The following is a 20408-nucleotide window of genomic DNA, read 5'->3' on the forward strand; positions in this document are numbered from 1 at the left end:
CCGAATGAAAGGGACTTCCCCGTCCAGAGGGCGCGGCGAAAGTCGCGAATCGGCATCGAAGTGCCATGATGAAGTGTCAAACCTGCATCAAAACCACAGGAGGGGAAGTCCATGCCAATTATTACCGTGGGAATCGATCTAGCCAAGGCCGTATTCGCCGTTCACGGCGTTGATGAGGCTGGTAATGCAACCTTGGTGAAGCCCAAGGTTGCGCGGGATCAACTGGTGCCATTGATCGCCCAGTTGCCCCCGTGCTTGATTGGTATGGAGGCTTGCTCAGGCGCTCATCATTGGGCGAGGGTGTTCGCCGAGCACGGCCATACGGTCAAGTTGATGGCTCCTAAACTCGTTTCGCCTTATAGAAGGTCGGGTAAGCGCGGCAAGAACGATGCCGCAGATGCGGCCGCGATCTGTGAGGCAGTGACCCGACCCAGCATGCGGTTTGTCCCTGTTAAAGACGAGCATCAGCAGGCCACTCTTTGCCTTCATCGAACCCGCCAGGGATTCATCGAAGAACGCACCTCTACGTACAACCGACTGCGCGGATTACTTTCTGAATTCGGCGTGGTCCTGCCACAAAGCCCAGAGCGATTGAGAAAAGAGATTGGTCCCTGTCTGGACACCTTGCCTGGCTGGGCAAGACGGTGCATGAGTGAACTGTTGGAGCACACCAGCCATATCGAGGATCGGCTGGTGGAACTTGATCGAGCCATCAATCAGATCGCTCGCGAAGACGACCGCAGCCGTAGGCTGCTGCAATTGCGTGGGGTTGGCTCGACCACAGCAAGTGCTTTAGTGGCCAGTATTGGAGATGGGCACGACTTCAGAAACGGTCGCCAAGTGGCTGCCTGGCACGGTCTGACGCCAAGCCAGTACAGTAGCGGCGGCAAGCAGCGCCTGGGAAGTATCACCAAAGCCGGGGATGCCTATTTACGCAGTCTACTGGTGCTTGGAGCTCGATCTGTCATGGCCAACCTGGGCAATAAGCAAGACCCTCTCAGTCGCTGGATCCGCAACCTCATGGAGCGACGGGGTTACTGGCGTGCGGCCGTGGCGATTGCCGCCAAGAATGCGAGGATGGCCTGGGCCGTTCTGCATTACGGCGACACGTTCAAGCCTGAACAGGCAGAACCAACGGGCGCGTAAACACCAGAGGTCATGACTGATCACCTTGTAAGGCGTTAGGGCGAGGATCATGAGCGGATAAAAGGATCAATGTGCACTGCCGTCGTTGATGTGAAGCGGGTTGGACCTGCGTGGGGGATACCTGAAAAATCGTATGGGAAATTCAGTCCCGGTTAGCGAACGAGGCCCTCACGTGCGTCTTTCATCAGGGTCCGAGCGATCAGCTCAAGATGACCGTTTGTAGTACCGCAGTCCTTCACCTTCTTACGTCGATCCGGCATATGCAGCGGAGTCAAACAGAAACTATTGGGCTTGTGCTCAATGGGGAAGCCCTTGTAGTACGATTTTTTCCGGATTCTGCGTGCTCCCCTACTTTAAATTCCGTTTTCTGAAGTACCCCTGTTAGTCAGTCAGCGTTGTTGAGAGGGGGTGTTCGGGTCAGCGAGCCATTCTGACCATGAGCGGGGCGCTCCTTTGGGGTTTGCTTGGCGTATTCGTAAAACAGCGAAATGAATTCCAAGCGGTCATTGCGCAGGTTGGCGCGGCCTTCGTGGGTGACATCCTTGTTGAAATCCAGCGCGCGACCTGGATTGAACGCGAGTTGGCGTTCTATCAGGTCATGAAACGATACGCGGTGAGCGTTCTTGAGCATGTCGTGCATGGCGATGAAGATGCCTGTGCGGCCTTGCCCGACACCGCAATGGATATGTACCCGACCGTGCTCGGGTAACGCGCGCTCCATGGCTAGGAATAGGTCAATGTCTTCCGAACGTGGGCCCATGTGGTCGGTCACCATCAAACGCAGGTACCCTGCACCAGTGGACTTCACCAAGTCTTCTTCACTGGAGATATCCGGGTTCTTCAACACTACCTTACGAGGATTCTCCAGCCCGTGTTTGGCATCCTTGCGATGAATGATCTCGACTGCTGGCTGCTGCTTGAGCGCAGCGATGCGAGATTGCTCATCGGCGATGACGGCATTGCGACTTTTACCCACGTTCGCCCAATTGTTGCCCAGTCGCCAAGTACATGGATAGCCCCCAACGATCGCGTGAGATTCTTCTCGTACATCCAATACCACGACGGGGCTTTCGGGGGTGGGATGTAAGCGTTGCACTTGCTCCAAACTGGCGATACTGGCACTGCCGGAAATGTGCAGCGTGTCCCAGCCTTTTTGATTGAGGTGATGAGGAAGAATAAAACTGTCCGAAGAACGGAAATTTTCCAGTTCGCCTGGTGTGCGGTCATAGAGGAACACGGGTTCACCGGTCGGCCGCTCCGGTGTAGTCAGCGCTTGTTTGAATTTCGTAACCGCGTGTCGATAGGCTTCGGGAGTCAACTGCGCATAGGCAGGCTCGAGATCGCTGGCTGAACCCCCTCTCGACAAAGGTATGACGCCTCGGGAAGTAATGACATGATTCTGCATGAATTGGATCCTATGAACAAATGCACCTCTTTCGTGGGCGCATAGGCTCCAACGGTTCCAACTGGCAGTGAGACCCCGTGACGGAAATTTCGGCATTTTGTGCCGGTCTGATCAGCCAACCAGCTTGAAACGTGCGACGACATTGCGCATGTCGTTGGCAATCCGAGCCAGCGGCTACTGATAGTCGCAATTAATGCGAGCCCGCGGGTTTTCGATTGCAAGCCGCTACATCTAACCACTTCTTAAGTGCGTTTACGGTTCCGTTGCTCCCCAAACCCCGATTTCGCCAAGTCTTTAAAGCTGATTTGGCGTAAACAAGTCCGCTTCTACATCTGTGTCACCAAGCTTGCGACGCTGCGCGGCAACGTCGTAAACAATCAACAGCTCATCACCGGCCTGTTCTCCGGTGCCAAAGATGCACATGCCCTCGGCATGATCGACGCCTTGCCCGAAAGGCACCTCCATCACGATCTCCAATTGGTCCGAGAAAATCACGCTTTCTTCTTCGGCAAAGTCACCGTGCCAGCGAAAGACTTTTACCGGACCGTCCAGCTCCATTGTCGGCCCCGCCAGAATCAGCAGGTCGTCACCAGAGATGCACAGGTCACGCACACCCAGGCCATTCAGCTCGAAGAAGTGTTTACGGTATCTGCGCCCATCTGGACCAATCTTCTTGAGCACCAGCGTATCAGTCGAGTCCTTGCTCAGTTCGGGCTCGATCTCAAACACGATGGCCCAACCGCGGAGTACCGGACCACGCAACCCTAACAACAGGCGCGAGCCGATGACTACCAGCCCTTCGATGTCAAAACCATTGTCCTTACTCGGGATCAGCAGAAAGTCTTTCAGTTGATCGTCTTTTGCAATTTCCTTGATCAAGTCATTGCCGAATTCGTTACCGTTTAGCTGTGCTGCTGTTCTAGCATCGGTATCCACCTTTTTGGTAAGTACATGGCTGTCGCCCTCCTGAACCACCGGGATGCGGGCCAACAAATAACGATTGCCATCCGCCTCTACCGTCGATAGCTGCTTGATGTTCTTCTGCGAGGAATCGTCGGCTTTGGCCTTCTTGCGTTTCAGGCTATGTGAGCCGGCCAGCCAGAGGTAACCCGTGCCGTGATCATAGGCCAGCCCCTCGATATCGATCTCCGCATCCGACTTTGGTAGAGGTAACTTTAAATACTTGATTAGTGAAAATGATCGGTGCTCATCACATATCACCTCGCCTCGCGCAGCATTTCTAACGGTCAGCCGTTCAAGGCTCGTGGTTTCATCGTTGGCGATCCAGAGCGTGGTACCAATCCGTTGAACTGCCGAAATGCCATCGCGCAATGAGGCAAGCGCTGGATCAAAACGCAGTAGCGCAGTACGTTTACGCATGAGTATGCTCCTTTCAGATAAAGTTGACAGGGTGACAAGCCGACATGCTGCGCTGCGGGGGCGTAGACCCCGGCCAGCCGCGCTGTCTCCGTAATGCTACACCCACCGCTTCAGAGGGCAATGCCCCGGTCCATGCATAGGAAAATTGCGATGACTGCAAAAAGTGCCGAGCGCGATGTGGCTATCTCAGAGCTTGCCAACCATTTGGAGCGTGATCTAATGCCTTGTCCAGCAGGGCGTACCGCACTGCTGACGTGGATAGAAAAAAAGCTGGCTAACATAGCGCTCAATCCTGTACCCACAGCCGCTGATGCTACGTGGTTGATCGAAAGCGCTTATATCCAATGAGCCGCTGCACAGCCAAAGGGCTAAGGGACATTCTATGAACGCGATTGCTATCCCTGTCATGGGGTTCATAACGTGTACTGAGCCGCTTCAGGCCAAAGGCAATGGGTATGACTATCCCATTCTGGTTCGGATCGAATTCGAGCGACAGTCAGATGATTCAGTCCAATTGATTTCTCGGGGAGGGCACACAGGAACACTGATCACAAATGCTAGAAGGGTGAATATCTCAAGCCACGACTGGGACAACCGCCCGTATGACCCGCTTGATAGCCTCGTCCTGAACCGGTGGGCTTTTTCAAAAGCGGGCTGGGTGCTTCGTAACGTTGCGCGAGCTCGTCGCGGAGCTTCATGACGGTCGTAGTTGAACACGCAGCGTGCCTCGATGTATAGGAATTTCAATAATTCCTATACAGGGTAATCCTCCTAAAAAGGCACCCTCTGCGTGATGCCAACGTGGCGTCGATGTCGGCAAAAAGCTTTTTTCACCCATCACCCACGCCGAAAAATGGATTGAAAGCGACTTTTCTGTACCTTTTCCAGATTTTGGACGCACCTCTCCCGTATCAGGCCGGCACGTACCTCAATTGCGTGATGCTTTGAGCGTTGTTGATCAAGCCCTGCACCGTCAGGCCGGCGATGGCTGCGGTGTACACCATCCGCGCTCCGCACAGCACGCAGCTGAACGGATCCCGATGCAAGAACGCTTTGCTCATCTGCGCAAAATACAGTTTTGGCGCTTTGCCACGCCTTTCCATGCGTAGCGCCTCATACACCCGGGGTAGCTGTCGGCCACAGACGCGGTTGGCCAGAAATCCAAAATACCGGATCATCCGAAAGTGCTTTTCGGGGATGTGCTGCACCACCCGGCGCAGCATGTCGGTCTGGCTCAGTGTTTCCTGCTGATAGGTCTTGGTGCGGTGATCCAGGCAGGTGAAGCTCAACGTGGCACCGGAGGTGTAGTGCGCCAGACGACTGCCCGAGATGGGCGGTTTTTTCAGGTAGTGGCCCAGGTAATTGATTGTCTTTCGGCCGTTTTTCGTCTTCTTCGACAAGTGGATGTGCCAGTGCTGACCACCGGCGTTGAGCACAAGGTGACGCCAGTCATTTTCGCTCTGCAGATGAGCGTTTTCAGGTGGGACGGTGGTGTGCTCCCACTGACTGAGCAGGTACTGGCGTACATTCCACATCCAGCGCCGACGCAAGGCTGATGGATGAAACGACAGATCTTTCCAGACACCTGCGTCATCGATCCCACCCAAGGTGACCGAGACATGGATGTGTGGGTGCCAGTTAAGTCGCCGGCCGTAGGTGTGGATGGCGCAGAAAACACCCACCTCCACGCCCCGGCGTCGGCCCGCATAGAGCAGGTTGTCGACGGCCAGGCGACACAAGGCATCGAGCCAGTGACGGTTATGAAAGAACAGCGGCCACAGGGTGTCAGGCAATGTGAACACCAGGTGTTGCCAGGTACACTCGGGTAAGCTGCGGATTCCACGACTATCCGGACACCCATTCCACCAACATCCGGACACTGATTCCATGCTGATCCGGACACTCATTCCACAAGCATCTGGACACCGATTCCACGGCCATCCGGACACTTTCAGGCAGGCAGCAACGCAGGACTATTCACTACTATCGACCTCTTTTTTCGAAGCGAAGAGGTCGTCGTGGAGCGTTTATCCATGCGTAAAATCCGAGAGGTACTACGCCTAAAGTTCGACGCTGGCCTGTCCGTGCGCAAGATCGCCGCCAGCTTATCCATCGGCCATTCGAGTGCAGGGGATTACCTTTGCCGGTTCGCCGCCAGTGGGCTTCAGTGGCCCATCGATATTTCTGACGCGGAGTTGAATCGACGGCTGTTTCCACCGGCAGTGCCAGTGCCGACCGACCAGCGCCCAATGCCTGACTGGGCATGGGTACACGCGGAGTTGCGCCGCCCCGGCGTCACTTTGGCCTTGCTCTGGCAGGAATATCGACTCGCTCACCCGCAAGGCTTCCAATACAGCTGGTTCTGCGAGCACTACCGCCTTTGGACCGCCAAGGTCGACGTGGTCATGCGCCAGGAGCATCGTGCTGGCGAAAAGCTGTTCGTCGATTACGCCGGGCAAACAGCGCCGGTCATCGACCGACAAACCGGCGAGATCCGTCAGGCTCAGATCTTCGTCGCCGTTCTCGGCGCGTCCAGCTACACCTTTGCCGAGGCCACCTGGTCGCAGAAACTGCCCGACTGGCTGGGCTCGCACGTCCGATGCTTTGCTTTTTTCGGCGGCACAACGCAGATCCTGGTGCCCGATAATCTGCGCAGTGGCGTGACTAAAGCGCACCGTTACGAGCCGGATATCAACCCCAGCTACCGCGATCTGGCCGAGCATTACGGCGTCGCCGTCTTGCCTGCTCGCTCGCGCAAGCCCAAGGACAAAGCCAAGGTCGAAGTCGGCGTGCAAGTGGTCGAACGCTGGATCCTGGCGGTGCTGCGCAACCGCCAGTTCTTCTCGCTTGGCGAACTCAACACAGCCATCGCGCTACTGCTGGATCGCCTCAACCACAAGCCCTTCAAAAAGCTGCCCGGCTCACGCCGGTCAGCCTTCGAGGCCATCGACCAACCGGCCCTGGAAGGCCTGCCGGAACACCCGTACGTCTATGCCGAATGGAAAAAGGTACGCGTCCATATCGACTATCACGTTGAGGTCGATGGCCACTTTTACTCGGTGCCGTACCAGCTGGTGAAGCACCAAGTCGAAGTGCGGCTCACGGCCCAGACCGTCGAGTGCTTCCACGCCAACCAGCGCGTGGCCAGCCACCTTCGCTCGCAGCACAAAGGCCGCCACACCACCCAAACCGAGCACATGCCCAAGAGCCACCGCGAGCACGCCGAATGGACACCGCAACGGCTGATCCGCTGGGCAGAGCAGACCGGGCCTAACACCGCCGGCGTCATCACCTACATCCTCGAACGCCGAATCCATCCGCAACACGGCTTCCGCGCCTGCCTGGGCATCCTGCGCCTGAGCAAACAGCACGGCGAAGCGCGGCTGGAAGCCGCGTGCCAGCGTGCGCTGGCACTGGGCGCATGCAGCTACAAAAGCCTCGAGTCGATCCTGCGCCAAGGGCTGGAGCGCCTGCCGCTGGCCCAGCAAAACCTGCCGCTGCTGCCTGACGAGCACATCAACCTGCGTGGCCCGGGCTACTACCACTGACCTGAGAAAGGAGCTTCGAAATGCTACCGAATCCAACGCTCGACAAGCTACAAACCTTGCGCCTGCACGGCATGATCAAGTCGCTGGGCGAACAACACGCAACGCCTGATATCAATGATCTGAGCTTCGACGAACGCTTCGGTCTGATGGTCGATCGCGAGCTGACCGAGCGCGAAGACGCCCGCCTGACCACCCGCCTCAAAGCCGCGCGGTTGCGCCACAACGCCTGCCTGGAAGACATCGACTACCGCAGCCCGCGTGGCCTGGATAAGGCCTTGATCCTGCAACTGGGCAGCGGCCAATGGCTGCGCGATGGCCTGAACCTGATCATCGGCGGCCGACGGGCGTAGGTAAAACCTGGCTTGCCTGCGCGCTGGCTCACAAAGCCTGCCGCGACGGTTACAGCGTGCGCTATCTGCGTCTGCCGCGCTTGATGGAAGAACTAGGCCTGGCCCACGGCGATGGCCGCTTCGCCAAATTGATGGCCGGCTACGCCAAGACTGACCTGCTGATCCTGGACGACTGGGGCCTGGCACCGTTTACCGCCGCGCAACGGCGCGACATGCTTGAGCTGCTGGACGACCGCTACGGCAACCGCTCGACGCTGGTGACCAGCCAAATGCCAGTGGACAAATGGCATGCGTTGATCGGCGATCCGACCTTGGGCGATGCGATCCTCGACCGGCTGGTGCATAACGCTTATCGAATTGAACTGAAGGGTGAATCGATGCGCAGGCGCGCAACGAAATTGACGGCGGCAGGGGCTTCAGACTAACAATGCAAACCTGCGTCGCTGCGCTCCGACTGCCTGTCCGGATAAGCGTGGAACGAGTGTCCGGATGTTGGTGGGCTGAGTGTCCGGATGACGTGGAATTCGCAGGTAAGCGGTGCTGTTGATTGGCGATCCACTGATCGGTAGCTTTTTTGCCGCAGGATGGACAGGCGCGGCAGCTGCAGGTGTTGCACAGGTATTTGGCGTGCGGGCAGCTGTGGTTGCCGCAGGTGTAGTGTTTGACGCCCAGGATCGAGGTGCCGCAGGCCAGCATTTTGGTGACGGACTCGACTTCGATGTTGCGCAAGCCGCCCTCCTCGAGGAGGTGTGCCCAGCATTGATTGGCGGTGAAGAGGTTTTTGAGCGGTCGAGGTGTGTAGGCTGGACTCATCTGAAGCAGCAGCGGTGGGTAAGCAGGCTTCATGATGATCAATAATGGGCCTCATGACAAAGCTCAAATCCATGTTTCTGCTGCTACGCGATCGCAAGAACGGGCGATTTGCAGCCGCAGGCTGCCCTGTTCGTGCAAGTCGTTAAAGTTAGGTGTAGCGGCTTGCAATCGAAAACGGCCGCGCTTGCAATCAGTGCAAGTTTAGGAGCAGATAACTGCAACTTTCTTTGACCTATATTAATAGTTGGTTGATCCTGGCTAGCGGACATTAACCATCCAGAGCGATGGCAACATAATCAATCTGGATGCACTCTGGACTGGAGCTGGAGGGGGAAGGAAAATTCATTGTGGAACTCTACGCTTGGCGACGACCACGTATAGCTTTGTAAAACGAGCTAATGACCAGAAGCACATAGGATACCTAGATTATGCAAATAAAGAACAGTCATCTCTCTTCAGCGTCAAGAATGGTGCAGACTACTTTTAATGCATCGCCTAAGATAGAAGCAACTAATACAATAGCGAAAAATAATGAACCCGCTGCGCTGAGCGCTACGCAAACCGCAAAGACACACGAAGGCGATTCAAAAGGCCAATCCAGCAATAACTCTAAATTGCCGTTCCGCGCCATGAGGTACGCTGCATACCTTGCAGGCAGCGCCTACCTCTACGATAAAACTGCCAATAATTTTTTTCTTTCTACCACTTCTCTGCATGATGGCAAATGTGGTTTTACCAGCGATGCCAGGCTTAACGATGCACAAGACAAAGCGCGAAAGCGCTACCAAAACAACCATAGCAGCACTCTTGAAAATAATAACTCGCTTTTAAGCCCGCTTAGGCTTTGCGGAGAGAATCAATTTTTAACGATGATTGATTATCGTGCGGCAACTAAAGAGTACCTCTCCGACCTAGTTGACACCGAACAAGCGCACTCATCAATTCTGAAGAATATTATGTGCCTGAAAGGTGAGCTTACCAATGAAGAAGCAATAAAAAAACTCAATCCGGAAAAAATACCAAAAGACTTCGACCTTACAAATAGCGAGGCCTATATAAGCAAGAACAAATATTCTTTGACTGGAGTTAGAAATGAGGAAACGGGATCTACTGGTTATACATCTCGCTCTATCACAAAGCCATTTGTGGAAAAAGGCCTGAAACACTTCATAGAAAAGACTCATAGCGAAAAAGCTCTCACGCCCAAGCAGTGTATGGAAACTCTTGATAACTTACTTCGAAAGAATATCACGCTCAACAGTGATTCCCAATTCGCAGCAGGCCAAGCACTTTTGGTTTTCAGACAGGTCTATGCGGGTGAAGACACTTGGGGTGATGCGGAACGGATCATATTGAAAAGTCATTATAATCGAGGCACTGTACTCCAAGACGAAGCTGATAAAATAGAACTAAGTAGGCCGTTCTCAGAGCAAGATTTAGCAAAGAGTGTGTTTAAGAGGAATACCAGCATTGCAGGACCGGTGCTCTACCATGCATATATTTATATACAAGAAAAAATCTTCAAGCTACCCCTCGATAAAATAGAGGATTTGGAACATAAATCAATGTCAGACTTGAAAAACCTACCTTTAACTCATGTAAAACTTATTGATTCAGGTGTAGGATTTGAAGACGCCTCTGGATTAGGAGACTCGTTTACAGCTCTCAACGCGACGTCCTGTGTTAATCACGCAAGAATAATGAGTGGTGAGGCCCCCTTGTCAAAAGATGATGTTGTGATTCTGATAGGTTGCCTCAATGCCGTATACGACAATTCGAGCGGAATCAGGCATTCTCTCCGCGAAATTGCGCGAGGGTGCTTTGTGGGTGCTGGTTTTACTGTCCAGGACGGTGACGATTTCTACAAACAGATATGCAAAAACGCCTCTAAGCAGTTTTACAACGGCTAAAGTGTGGGGACGGTCGACAGAAAGAATGCCGATAGTCCCTCCGGTCTCAGGATGGTTGTCGCCTCTCTGGTTGGGGAGCCCGCAGAATTCGGAAAAAATCGTACTACAAGGGCTTCCCCATTGAGCACAAGCCCAATAGTTTCTGTTGGGGTCCGGGGAGCAATGGAACAGCCAACCGACTTCAGGAGCCGCAGGACTCTCCTGAGCTCACGGTAATCTGCTCAATACGCTGTCCGAAAGAGGATCGTCCTACGGACGCTCAGCAAGCAGCCGCTTAATACCCGCAAATACGCCACCAATCAGGGAGAGGGGTATTCCTGCCTAGCGTGGATTACGTTCACGACCTCGATGCGCTTGAGGGTGACACGATAGACCAGGACGTAGTTTGGATGAGCCACCAGCTCGCGAGTGCCTGGCGCTCGCCCAGAACGATATAAATAGGGGTGTTCGGCTACCGGCTCGATAGCCTCCTGCAGGAGGCTTTTCAACCGGCGCGCTGCGCTCGGGTTTTCCCATGCGATGTAGGTTGCGATTTCGCGCAGATCATCCAGTGCGGGACTGAGCCAGACCACCGGCAGCATCAGCGTTTCTCACGTTGGGTTTCAACCTGATCGATCAGCGCTTCTATTTCCGCCATGACCTCATCGTGAGGGATGGCCGGACGCGGATCGGCCAGACTGGCGGCGACCTTGGCGCGAAACCAGCGGTCGTAGCTTGCGGCCTGTTCATCGGTTTCGAATTCTGAAACGATGGGTGAGAGGTTGGCCATGTGGCTTTCTCCAGCTGGGAGGGTTTTACATCACTGTTACATAGCGTTCACGCCATGTGTACGTCATTTTCGCATCATATGTACGCCAAATCTGAGCCATCCATCGTTGCACTGCAAATCAAGTGACTGAAAATACTTCAGCAAGGTCACAGACAGGCTCTGGACCAAGGCAGCGCTCAGACATCTGCCTTAGCCGCCAGGTACTGCGACCAAACACGTTTTACCTGGCTGACACTGACACTGACACCCGCCAGCCGCGCAGTCTCTGCAATGCTACACCCGCCGCTTTTAAAGGCAATGATCTGTTCATGCACTTTAGCATTCGGCTTGCGTCCTCTATATAGACCAGCGCTCTTGGCCAAGTCGATGCCCTGCCGCTGTCGCTCTCGCCGGTCCTCGAAGTCGTCACGTGCTATTTGCAGTGCCACACGCAACAGCATGTCTTGTACGCCTTGCAACACCACCTTGGCGACGCCACTGGATGCCTCGGCCAATTCCGATAGATCGACGATGCCGGGAACCGCCAAGCGTGCGCCCTTAGCCTTGATCGCGTCCACAAGCTTTTCTGCTTCGACCAAGGGAAGACGGCTGATTCGATCTCATGCGCAACAGCTCGGGACGGTCGGATCGAGCGCCCGATGCTTTTTCGCGATAGACCGCAGCCACGTAGTAGTCCGATGCTCGCGCATTGCCAATGATCGCTTCTTGGCGCTGCAAGTCCTGGTCTTCGGTACTGACACGCAGGTACACCCGCGCAACGTTGAGAGTCGTCATACTTTAATCCTTTAGATACGTTCCTGATTCAACACTACGTTTACGCTTCCCAGGGGTTAATGACGTTCAACCCGGCAGCCTCAAAAGGGCCAGTGTCACGGGTGGCGACGGTGAAGCCGTTGGCGATGGCGATGGCGATGGCGATGGCTGCAATGAAGGCATCTGCCGTTTCGACCGCCAACCCGGCTGCGCGGGACTTGGCCAGCAGCTCGGCATAAGCCTTCGTACAAGTCATATCGAACGACAGCACCCTATTGGCGAACATCGGCAGCAGGTGCTTTTCCAGGTTTTCACGCAAGCTATCCTGGCGTTTTCCGACAGGCATCAGCGCGATACCTGCACGCAACTCGGCTACCGTGATGGTGGACACATAAAGCGTTTCCAGCGCTTGTGCGTCTATCCAGTCAAGGACGTGGGCATTGGGCTCTCGGCGCTGCGGTTCTGAAATTACGTTCGTATCGAGCAGGATCATTCAAAGCTCACCGCACGGGCCGGAGACGTGATGCGCGTGTTCTCAAACAAGGTGTGTTCTTTATCGGTCAGACCACCAACCTCACGGGCAATAGAAGCTAGGAACGAGCCAAGTTTCACACGTCCCTCGGGTCTCGCCGCCCGCTCCAAGATGTCGCGTATTTCGGCCTCGGTGCTGCGCCCGTGCAGGGCAGCTTGGATGCGGATTGCTCGATGCACTTCATCGGGTAGATTTCTTACGTTCACGTTTGCCACTTGGTAGTTACCAGTTTTTGCCATCAGTGCTATCACTATATGCTTTTGATACCATAAATCAAGAATGCTAGGCTGGTCTATTTAGGTATACCCGACGAAGCTCTGCTCATTAGCTATGGATCAATCGGCCTAAACGCGACCCTTTAGAGCTAGGTCACAATGAGCCTACCTTTTACGCCATGATGATTGGTTTCCTTCCATATTACGCTCTGAGCTATCTCCCTACCTAATTTTGCGTCAAAGCGTCAAAGCGTTATAATTCTCTTGCTTGTGCAATGAATGAGGATTACGATTGATTGCGTTAATTGACGCAATAACGCAATAACGCACTGAGCTTGACTGGAGGCGGTATGGCACTTCGTATCGGTACGGCATCTCAAAAAGGGGGCGTTTACAAGAGCGCCATTGCTCGCGCTGTTGCCGCTGACCGAAAACTGACCCAGTAGAGGCTGTTCTGCCGACTGAAAACTGACCCAGGTGTTCAACTGCTTCTGCTCACTTTTTGAGCAGGAGAACACAGGGTGATCAGCATGGAAATGTTGGGAAAAATCCGGCGGATGTACTTCCGCGACAAGCTCTCGCTGCATCAGATAGCCAAGCGTACCGGGCTGTCGAGAAACACCATCCGAAAATGGGTCAGAGCGCCCGAAGCCAATCAACCAGCGTACCAACGGTGCGCATCCTTCAATAAGCTCAACCCTTTTCACGAGACCTTAGAGCAGGCGCTCAAGGCTGATTCGTTCCGGCCAAAACACAACCGTAGGAGCGCCAAGGCACTTTTTGAGCAGATCAAGGCCGAGGGTTATGACGGCGGTTACAGCCAGCTCACGGCGTTTGTCCGCTCTTGGCGGTGCGAGCAAGGCAAGTCTGTACGCGCTTTTGTACCGCTGACTTTTGCCCTCGGTGAGGCCTTTCAGTTTGACTGGAGCGAAGAAGGCCTGCTGATCGGTGGCCTGTTTCGACGTATCCAGGTCTCCCATATGAAGCTGTGCGCAAGTCGCGCGTTCTGGTTGGTTGCGTACCCCAGTCAAGGCCACGAGATGCTGTTTGATGCCCATACACGTTCGTTTGGAGCGTTGGGTGGCGTGCCACGTCGCGGCATCTACGACAACATGAAAACGGCTGTCGACAAGGTTAACAAAGGCAAAGGCCGCACGGTCAATGCCCGGTTTTCCGTGATGTGCGCGCACTATCTGTTCGATCCGGACTTCTGCAACGTGGCCTCTGGCTGGGAGAAAGGCATCGTCGAAAAGAACGTGCAAGACAGCCGGAGGCGAATCTGGCTCGATGCTCAAAATTGCATGTTCCATACCTTCGAGGAGCTGAACGTCTGGCTCGGCCAACGCTGTCGTACGCTCTGGGCTGAACTTGTACATCCGCAGTACAACGGTTTGACGGTGGCAGAAGTCCTGGAGCTGGAGCAGGCTGAAATGATGCCGATGCCGACGGCCTTTGATGGCTACGTGGAACGCACCGTCCGTGTCTCTAGCACCTGCCTGATCAGCGTGGCGCGCAATCGTTATTCGGTGCCTTGCGAGCGTGTGGGTCAATGGGTCAGCAGCCGTTTGTACCCTTCGCGAATCGTGGTCATTGCCGACGAAACGGTGATCGCCAGTCACGAGCGCCTCTTTGATCGAGATCAGATCGGTTTTGACTGGCAGCACTACATCCCACTCATCGAACGCAAGCCTGGTGCACTGCGCAATGGCGCTCCATTTGCTGATCTGCCAAAACCGTTACAGCTTCTTAAACGCGGACTGAGGCGTCACACCAACGGTGATCGAATCATGATGCAGGTACTGGCTGCTGTGCCCATCGCCGGTCTCGAACCAGTGCTGGTGGCGGTGGAGCTGGTACTTGAATCGGGAAGTCTGAGCGCCGATCACATCCTCAATGTCGTTGCCCGCCTGACCTCCACCGCACCACCTCCCTGTGTAGAAACCAGCCTGCAACTCAAAGTGGCGCCGGTTGCCAATACAGCACGCTACGACCGGCTCCGTACGACCGATGAGGAGAATCGCAATGCGTGACCTAATGACTGAACTCAAAGAACTGCGCCTGCACGGCATGGCCAGTGCTTGGGAAGAACTGGTCTCTCAAGGAACAGCGTCGACGGCTTCATCGAAATGGCTGCTGGAACATCTGCTTCAGCAGGAACATGCGGATCGCGCGGTGCGCTCGGTGAATCATCAGATGAACATGGCAAAACTCCCCATGCACCGTGACTTAGCTGGCTTTGACTTCAGCGCTTCCAGCGCTGATGCCCGGCTGGTCAGCGATCTATCCAGCTTGGCGTTCACTGAAACCGCGCAGAATGTCGTGTTCATCGGCGGCCCTGGCACCGGGAAAACACACCTGGCCAGTGCCTTGGCTGTATCCGGAATCACGGCCTACAACAAACGCGTGCGCTTCTTTTCCACGGTGGATCTGGTGAATCTGCTGGAGCGTGAGAAGTACGATGGCAAGGCAGGGCGAATCGCCCAGGCACTGCTGCGCACAGACCTGGTGATACTGGATGAACTCGGATATTTGCCCTTCAGCCAAAGCGGTGGCGCCCTGTTATTTCACCTGCTGTCCAAACTGTACGAACACACCAGCGTGGTCATCACCACCAACCTGAGCTTCTCGGAATGGTCGAGTGTGTTTGGCGACGCCAAGATGACCACCGCGTTGCTGGATCGGCTGACACACCACTGCCACATCGTCGAAACGGGCAACGAGTCCTACCGCCTACAACACAGCACATTGGCTGCCCAGACAAAGATCAAAACACGCGAACGAAAGCGAAAGGACGGAAATGATATCGAGGACGATGAGCCATTTTGATCCGCACCATAAATGCCCTGCTGCATGCGGTGGGGCTTGATGCGTCTTCAATCGGAACACTGCTGCTAAGCTTATCCACAATTGCTGGGGCAAAAATCAGCAATCCGTCCTGGGTCAATTTTCAATCGGCAGGGTGGGTCAGTTTTCAATCAGCGCCAACAGGCATAGAGGCTATGCGTCGACACGCCAAGACGCGCCGCCACATCAGCGACAGGCAGCTTCTTTTCGGTCACTTGATTGACCGCTTGGATTTTGAATTCTTCGGGATAACGTGGGTTGCTCATGGCACCTCCTGATTGGCCTCAGTTTAAGGCATGGAGGTGTCTACAAAACCCGGGGCGACTCACCCCCAACGCCATACAACACTGCTCCGCTCTTGCGCCCGCGGTTGGGGTGACCAGCGACCACATAGCCATGGGTAGGAATGACGTAACCCCGCGTATTCCTATTGACGTAATATACAGGGACTTTGGACAACGTCTCAGCTCCCCTGAATTTCAGTTCTTGAAGTACAGTATTGAAGGCTTCCCGCTCATGCCCTTCGGGCAACAAGGGAAATCTGCCGGGATGTCGTGCGTCTACAACCTGCCCATCACTTTCGCATTGGAAGTCGATCAAGGCCGTTTTCCCCTTGATGACACGCGTTACCCTCGTCCACCCGTTACCTAGATCGAGCGTTGTTGCGTCCGTATTCCCCTTCCCATCGGCCATGAATGCGACGAACACCTGGACACGAGACTGCGCATCTCGCATCCCCAACAGGGATTCAATCTTGTGACCGATTTTCCCGGCGACCCCGGTTGCTTGGGTCCAATTTGTCCTCTTTTTCTCTGCATAAAGACCAGCCGCTTTTCGCGAACCGCCAGCCACTCGCTCGGGCGCGCGTGATCCAGAATCGCCGGAAGCTGCATGTGTCGGAGCGTGGCGCAAAGCTTCAAGATGAACACGCCGTGCGTCGAGCGGCCCATCACCGCCCGCCTTGAGCAACACCTGGCCCAGCGTCAACTTTGGCTCGACGGCCTCGCAACTGCGCACCAACGTTTCGTACGACTCGCTCGATACCTCTGATCGGGGCAAGAGACCTTTGCTACGCAAATTCTGCAGCAAGCCCCCAGCCTCTTCCGCCAAGGCGAGTAGATCATCCTGCGTAGGTGTATCTGGGCAATTCTCCGTTAATGCAGCCAAAGCCTCAGGCAGCTTCTCAAGACCCAAAAGCGTATCGGCATGAGGATGGAGCTAAAGGGCGACTTCTCCAGAATTACTATTGAGGCTTTCACTTAGCTCCGCTACGCGAGCTCTGGCCAGGCAAATGAAACTGCCGAACTTCACATGGGACGACATACTGACTGGCATATCGGCCAAAACCTTGGGATCAATATGGATCAAGGCCAAAAGATCCGGAACGCCTCGAACCGTCGCGTGTGACTCATTGACCATATCGCTTATTGACTGATGCAGCCGCACCGTTTTCAGACTTTCGCACACTTGGGTCAGTGCATCATGAGAAGGATGGGACACCGGTGTGTGTGCCTGCTGGCTCGTGCAGCGGTCAATTACCTCTTTCAGCGCCTGCTGCTCATCATGCGCCGACCAATGCTTGCCCATTGCAGCCTCGGCAAGCTGATTGGCGAGTTCGGCAACAGCAGGAAACGATGTGATCGCCCTCTCCAGTTCACGCTGAACAGCACCCAACAGTCTTGTGAAGTCTTGCGTCGGCGCAGTTGAAGTGCGCCCGAATGCAGCGTTCAATTCACCAGAGGCGACGAATGCACGAGTACGAGCTTGCTGAGGCGATTGCGCATGGCTGCTCTCGGCTTCGGAGGACGCAGTGGAAATACTCGCCAGGAATAATTGAGACGGACGCGTGATCTGAGCTGGATTCATTGATTTACTCCTTCTTTCAACGGCATAGCGACGCAATGAAAGGAATGAGTGGTGTCCCGCCCAGAACGGTTCCCTGCGTCGGGGGTGAAACCGCATGAACCCGAGGAATTAGCAGGGCTGGGATAAAATTGTACGGTAAGCACCACCTAGACGGAATATGCCCTCTTGATACCCGCGTTTAGTGAGGCAGGAGTCGCCGCCAAACGCACGCACCGGCGCCCTGCACTCAAGAAGGAACAGGCGCTGCCATTGGCGAACAAACCCAAACAGCGACCAGAATCTGGAGGAGCGCTTGCAGTTGCTGGAGCTGCGCTGGCGACTGTCGCCAAGCTGGCCAAGGACAGTGAACTCCCTGACGCTATCCTCACCCAGTCCGGACTGATGATCCCGCCCCGGGATGCATCAGCACTCGACACCGCCCCTGGCAATGATCGAGACGGCACTACCTTGCCCTGCGATGGCTAGCGCTTCCTTGCAGGCGGTCGAGGCCACAGCATGGGGCACGTCAACCCGAAGCACGGCAACGAACCGTGGGTGGCTGTTCCATACCCGCCTCTCTGACCAACTCGCACCATTCAGTGCCCGCATGTTTAAAGTCGGTGTGCGGGACGCGACCTACGCGCTCGATGGTTTGCTGTATCACGAGTCAGATCTTCTGACCGAGTAACACTACACAGGCACGGCGAGGTTCACTGACCTTGTCTTCGTCATAAAGCACCTGCTGGCTTTCGTTTTGCGCCGCGCATCCGCGACGACTTGACCGAAACTAAGCTGTATATGCCGCAGAATATCCAAGACTACACCACACTGCGACCCATGATGGGCGGCACGCTGAACATCGAGCACGTCCGTACCCACAGGAACGAGATCTTGCGTGCTTTGCCATGCACTCGCAGGGGGGCGTCACCAGGCATCTCCTGCAGATCGCTGGCTCACGGTTGAACCGCCCACTAGCCGCAAGCAGTGGTAAAGCGGGCTGGCCAAGCAGGGCGGTAGCCGCTTGGCCTCGGTTTTCTCATTTTCTGTGAACAATGATGCACTCGAGGCTGTAATCTATCCGAGAAATCGAACGGATCTGCACTATGAAATTTCGTGCCGAATTGTATCTTAGGATAACAAAGGACGTGCGCACCTTGGACCGCTACCGACTTGACTTGGAAGAAGGTGTAACGGCTGAAGTCTTTGGCGACCCTGAGAATGCCAGCTACGAATGGCGGCTTGTGCATGCCAACGGACTTGTAGAACAGCACTCCGATTGCGGGTATGGAATACCTGGAGTCGCGATGCGTGACGCGCTAGTAATCTTTTATGGGTCTCCCAAATTTGGTGGAGGCCTTGTGGATCTCAGGTCTGCTGCGCATGAACCCCGGAATTGGGACGAGTTCACAGACAAAGCAGTCTCCATTACGGTTGACCTAATCGAGGCGGCAGATAACGAGCTGGACACGCTACGGCGAGACGCCAATCGCTATCGAATGTTACGAGAACACTGGCTCCGAATCGGGGAGCGATCGACTACCTACCGTGCCGATGGATTGGATTTGTGGTGCGACGAACACCTACCAGACTCAGATCAGTGACAAACACCTGACTGAAAATCCATATCTTCCATCAGCCCGCTAAGTCGCGGCCTTAGCAGTAGTCGGACACGCGCTGCTTGTCAGTGAAGATTGTAAGCGTGCACAGAAGACACCCCGCTGAGCACCACACCTAAGGATAGCGTCTAGTGAAAGAACGTAGTTTATCTGCACTGTTTTTCGAGCTTACCCTGAAAGATGCTCGGATCGTGATTGATAGGATCTCTGATTCCTCAAACGAACAGGTTCTAGAAACACAAGCTGCATATGCAGCTGGGTATCTACATTGTGCGCAAGATCAGATGCTAATCACAGTTGATCAATGGATGGCCTTGCTCGACGAAATTGAGACTAAGAAGCATTTTTGGAAACGTCGTCGAGCCTGCCAAGAACAGTAAAAGCATTCCATGCCCATGAAACTGCGGCCCCAATAACTGAGCGGCTTTCTCTGGCTGGCCCCGTCGCCCTAATGCATATGGTGACGGCTGTGCGAGCGTGGTATAAATCAATAGCATTTTTGGCAAGGCAAGTTCGCAGAGCGCTTATCGGCTGCTCAAAAGCCGTTGAAGCAACACCACCAACCGCGACCCTGTCGGTACTTCTGCGGCGAGAAACGTTGAGATATTTTGGCCACGTCCAGTGAGCCCATGATACCGTATACGGAACGATTCAAAAGAAAGCTTTATCTGATAGGACGCACATGAGATTTTCCAATACCAACCCAGATAAACCTGTGATCACCGCGGCCGAATTCTCCGCTATCGCTGAAATTGAAGCGACTACTAGCACATTGCAATTGGTCAGCCGCCTTACTCAGATGAGATTCGTGTCCATTGCCAAGTTTACAGAAAGCGACTGGATTGCGTGTGCAGTTCATGATGCCGTGCATTTTGGCATCGCACCAGGTGATGCTTTTGCTTTGGAGGAGAGCCTTTGCAATGCAATGCGTTTTGATCACAAGACTCTAGTGATTCCGAGGTTGAGCCAAGATCCGAAATACCGCGATCATCCGAACGTGAGCCTTTTTGGCTTCGAAAGCTACGTAGCAATACCTATATTTTTTTCTAATGGAACGCTTTTTGGGAGCCTGTGTGCCATAGATTCACAGCCAGCGCTGCTTGATGACCCAGATGTAATTAGCACTTTGGAAATAATTGCCAAGCTGATCGGCGTGATTTTTTCTATGCGTATAAACCAACAAGAACATGCGTCGTAGCCATGGCGAAAAAGTTCATCTTTACAGCACGCTGAGACTGATTTTTCTCCTCGCAGTACATAGCCCCGGAATAACAGTTAGCAG

Annotated in this window: 14 protein-coding genes and 8 pseudogenes; 11 read left to right on the top strand and 11 right to left on the bottom strand. The window is 54.6% G+C overall.

Annotated features, from left to right (window positions below; genetic code table 11):
* Nucleotides 1-111 precede the first annotated feature (111 nt).
* A complete protein-coding gene (locus tag AC4ANE_RS18865) occupies nt 112-1146 on the top strand; it encodes an IS110 family RNA-guided transposase (RefSeq protein ID WP_460408464.1) in 1035 nt (344 codons plus the stop codon).
* A gap of 389 nt (nt 1147-1535) precedes the next feature.
* Here the strand turns inward: AC4ANE_RS18865 and AC4ANE_RS18870 are convergent.
* Nucleotides 1536-2551: pseudogene (locus tag AC4ANE_RS18870) on the bottom strand (phosphatase domain-containing protein).
* Nucleotides 2552-2845: 294 nt separating this feature from the next.
* Complete coding sequence (locus AC4ANE_RS18875) at nt 2846-3931, bottom strand: DUF3616 domain-containing protein (protein WP_002556026.1); 1086 nt, start codon at nt 3929-3931, stop codon at nt 2846-2848.
* A 150-nt stretch (nt 3932-4081) separates the two neighbouring features.
* Here AC4ANE_RS18875 and AC4ANE_RS18880 point away from each other — a divergent pair, with 150 nt between their 5' ends.
* Both AC4ANE_RS18880 and AC4ANE_RS18885 read left to right on the top strand, forming a co-directional pair.
* On the top strand, nt 4082-4279 hold the full coding sequence (locus AC4ANE_RS18880) for a hypothetical protein (RefSeq protein ID WP_031599159.1): 198 nt from the start codon (nt 4082-4084) through the stop codon (nt 4277-4279).
* Between the two features lie 34 nt (nt 4280-4313).
* On the top strand, nt 4314-4631 hold the full coding sequence (locus AC4ANE_RS18885) for a hypothetical protein (RefSeq protein ID WP_080719072.1): 318 nt from the start codon (nt 4314-4316) through the stop codon (nt 4629-4631).
* A 211-nt stretch (nt 4632-4842) separates the two neighbouring features.
* Here the strand turns inward: AC4ANE_RS18885 and AC4ANE_RS18890 are convergent.
* Nucleotides 4843-5760, bottom strand: a pseudogene (locus AC4ANE_RS18890) (IS91 family transposase); the annotation flags it as partial.
* Between the two features lie 204 nt (nt 5761-5964).
* Between AC4ANE_RS18890 and istA (AC4ANE_RS18895) the strand changes: the two are divergent.
* Nucleotides 5965-7479: an IS21 family transposase gene (istA, locus tag AC4ANE_RS18895; protein WP_054082386.1), complete on the top strand. Its 1515-nt coding sequence runs from the start codon at nt 5965-5967 to the stop codon at nt 7477-7479.
* A gap of 20 nt (nt 7480-7499) precedes the next feature.
* A pseudogene (istB, locus tag AC4ANE_RS18900) lies at nt 7500-8254 on the top strand (IS21-like element ISPsy14 family helper ATPase IstB).
* 55 nt (nt 8255-8309) lie between these two features.
* Here the strand turns inward: istB (AC4ANE_RS18900) and AC4ANE_RS18905 are convergent.
* Nucleotides 8310-8675: pseudogene (locus AC4ANE_RS18905) on the bottom strand (transposase zinc-binding domain-containing protein); the annotation flags it as partial.
* A gap of 395 nt (nt 8676-9070) precedes the next feature.
* Between AC4ANE_RS18905 and xopAG the strand changes: the two are divergent.
* Entirely contained in the window at nt 9071-10552 is a 1482-nt protein-coding gene (gene xopAG / locus AC4ANE_RS18910) for a XopAG/AvrGf1 family type III secretion system effector (protein ID WP_002556030.1), read from the top strand.
* 299 nt (nt 10553-10851) lie between these two features.
* Here the strand turns inward: xopAG and AC4ANE_RS18915 are convergent, their stop codons facing one another.
* From AC4ANE_RS18915 to AC4ANE_RS18935, 5 genes and pseudogenes are all read right to left on the bottom strand, one after another.
* The gene (locus AC4ANE_RS18915; protein WP_002556029.1) at nt 10852-11133 is read right to left on the bottom strand and encodes a type II toxin-antitoxin system RelE/ParE family toxin; all 282 of its coding nucleotides are present in this window, start codon (nt 11131-11133) and stop codon (nt 10852-10854) included.
* Nucleotides 11133-11321 carry a type II toxin-antitoxin system RelB family antitoxin gene (relB, locus tag AC4ANE_RS18920; protein WP_002556028.1) on the bottom strand — a complete coding sequence of 63 codons (189 nt, stop codon included), beginning with the start codon at nt 11319-11321 and terminating at the stop codon, nt 11133-11135. The genes AC4ANE_RS18915 and relB overlap by 1 nt, the downstream gene beginning before the upstream one ends.
* 176 nt (nt 11322-11497) lie before the next feature.
* Nucleotides 11498-12095: pseudogene (locus AC4ANE_RS18925) on the bottom strand (recombinase family protein).
* 40 nt (nt 12096-12135) lie between these two features.
* Complete coding sequence (locus AC4ANE_RS18930; RefSeq protein ID WP_460408466.1) at nt 12136-12567, bottom strand: type II toxin-antitoxin system VapC family toxin; 432 nt, start codon at nt 12565-12567, stop codon at nt 12136-12138.
* Nucleotides 12564-12821 (bottom strand): FitA-like ribbon-helix-helix domain-containing protein, encoded by a 258-nt coding sequence (locus tag AC4ANE_RS18935; protein WP_003381346.1) that lies wholly within the window; start codon nt 12819-12821, stop codon nt 12564-12566. The genes AC4ANE_RS18930 and AC4ANE_RS18935 overlap by 4 nt, the downstream gene beginning before the upstream one ends.
* A 530-nt stretch (nt 12822-13351) precedes the next feature.
* Here AC4ANE_RS18935 and istA (AC4ANE_RS18940) point away from each other — a divergent pair.
* The gene (gene istA, locus AC4ANE_RS18940) at nt 13352-14851 is read left to right on the top strand and encodes an IS21-like element ISPsy20 family transposase (RefSeq protein WP_122302115.1); all 1500 of its coding nucleotides are present in this window, start codon (nt 13352-13354) and stop codon (nt 14849-14851) included.
* A complete protein-coding gene (gene istB / locus AC4ANE_RS18945) occupies nt 14844-15647 on the top strand; it encodes an IS21-like element ISPsy20 family helper ATPase IstB (RefSeq protein ID WP_031598096.1) in 804 nt (267 codons plus the stop codon). The genes istA (AC4ANE_RS18940) and istB (AC4ANE_RS18945) overlap by 8 nt, the downstream gene beginning before the upstream one ends.
* A gap of 161 nt (nt 15648-15808) precedes the next feature.
* Here the strand turns inward: istB (AC4ANE_RS18945) and AC4ANE_RS18950 are convergent.
* Nucleotides 15809-15931: pseudogene (locus AC4ANE_RS18950) on the bottom strand (transposase); the annotation flags it as partial.
* Nucleotides 15932-15971: 40 nt separating this feature from the next.
* A pseudogene (locus AC4ANE_RS18955) lies at nt 15972-17627 on the bottom strand (HopW family type III effector protein).
* A gap of 126 nt (nt 17628-17753) precedes the next feature.
* On the opposite strand from AC4ANE_RS18955, the pseudogene AC4ANE_RS18960 reads away from it, so the two are divergent.
* The 3 genes and pseudogenes from AC4ANE_RS18960 to AC4ANE_RS18970 form a co-directional block, all read left to right on the top strand.
* Nucleotides 17754-18431: pseudogene (locus tag AC4ANE_RS18960) on the top strand (Tn3 family transposase); the annotation flags it as partial.
* A gap of 826 nt (nt 18432-19257) precedes the next feature.
* Entirely contained in the window at nt 19258-19506 is a 249-nt protein-coding gene (locus AC4ANE_RS18965; protein ID WP_031598479.1) for a hypothetical protein, read from the top strand.
* 302 nt (nt 19507-19808) lie between these two features.
* The gene (locus tag AC4ANE_RS18970; RefSeq protein WP_005734824.1) at nt 19809-20324 is read left to right on the top strand and encodes a GAF domain-containing protein; all 516 of its coding nucleotides are present in this window, start codon (nt 19809-19811) and stop codon (nt 20322-20324) included.
* The last annotated feature ends 84 nt before the right edge of the window (nt 20325-20408 follow it).

Source organism: Pseudomonas sp. Pme6b (assembly GCF_058129925.1).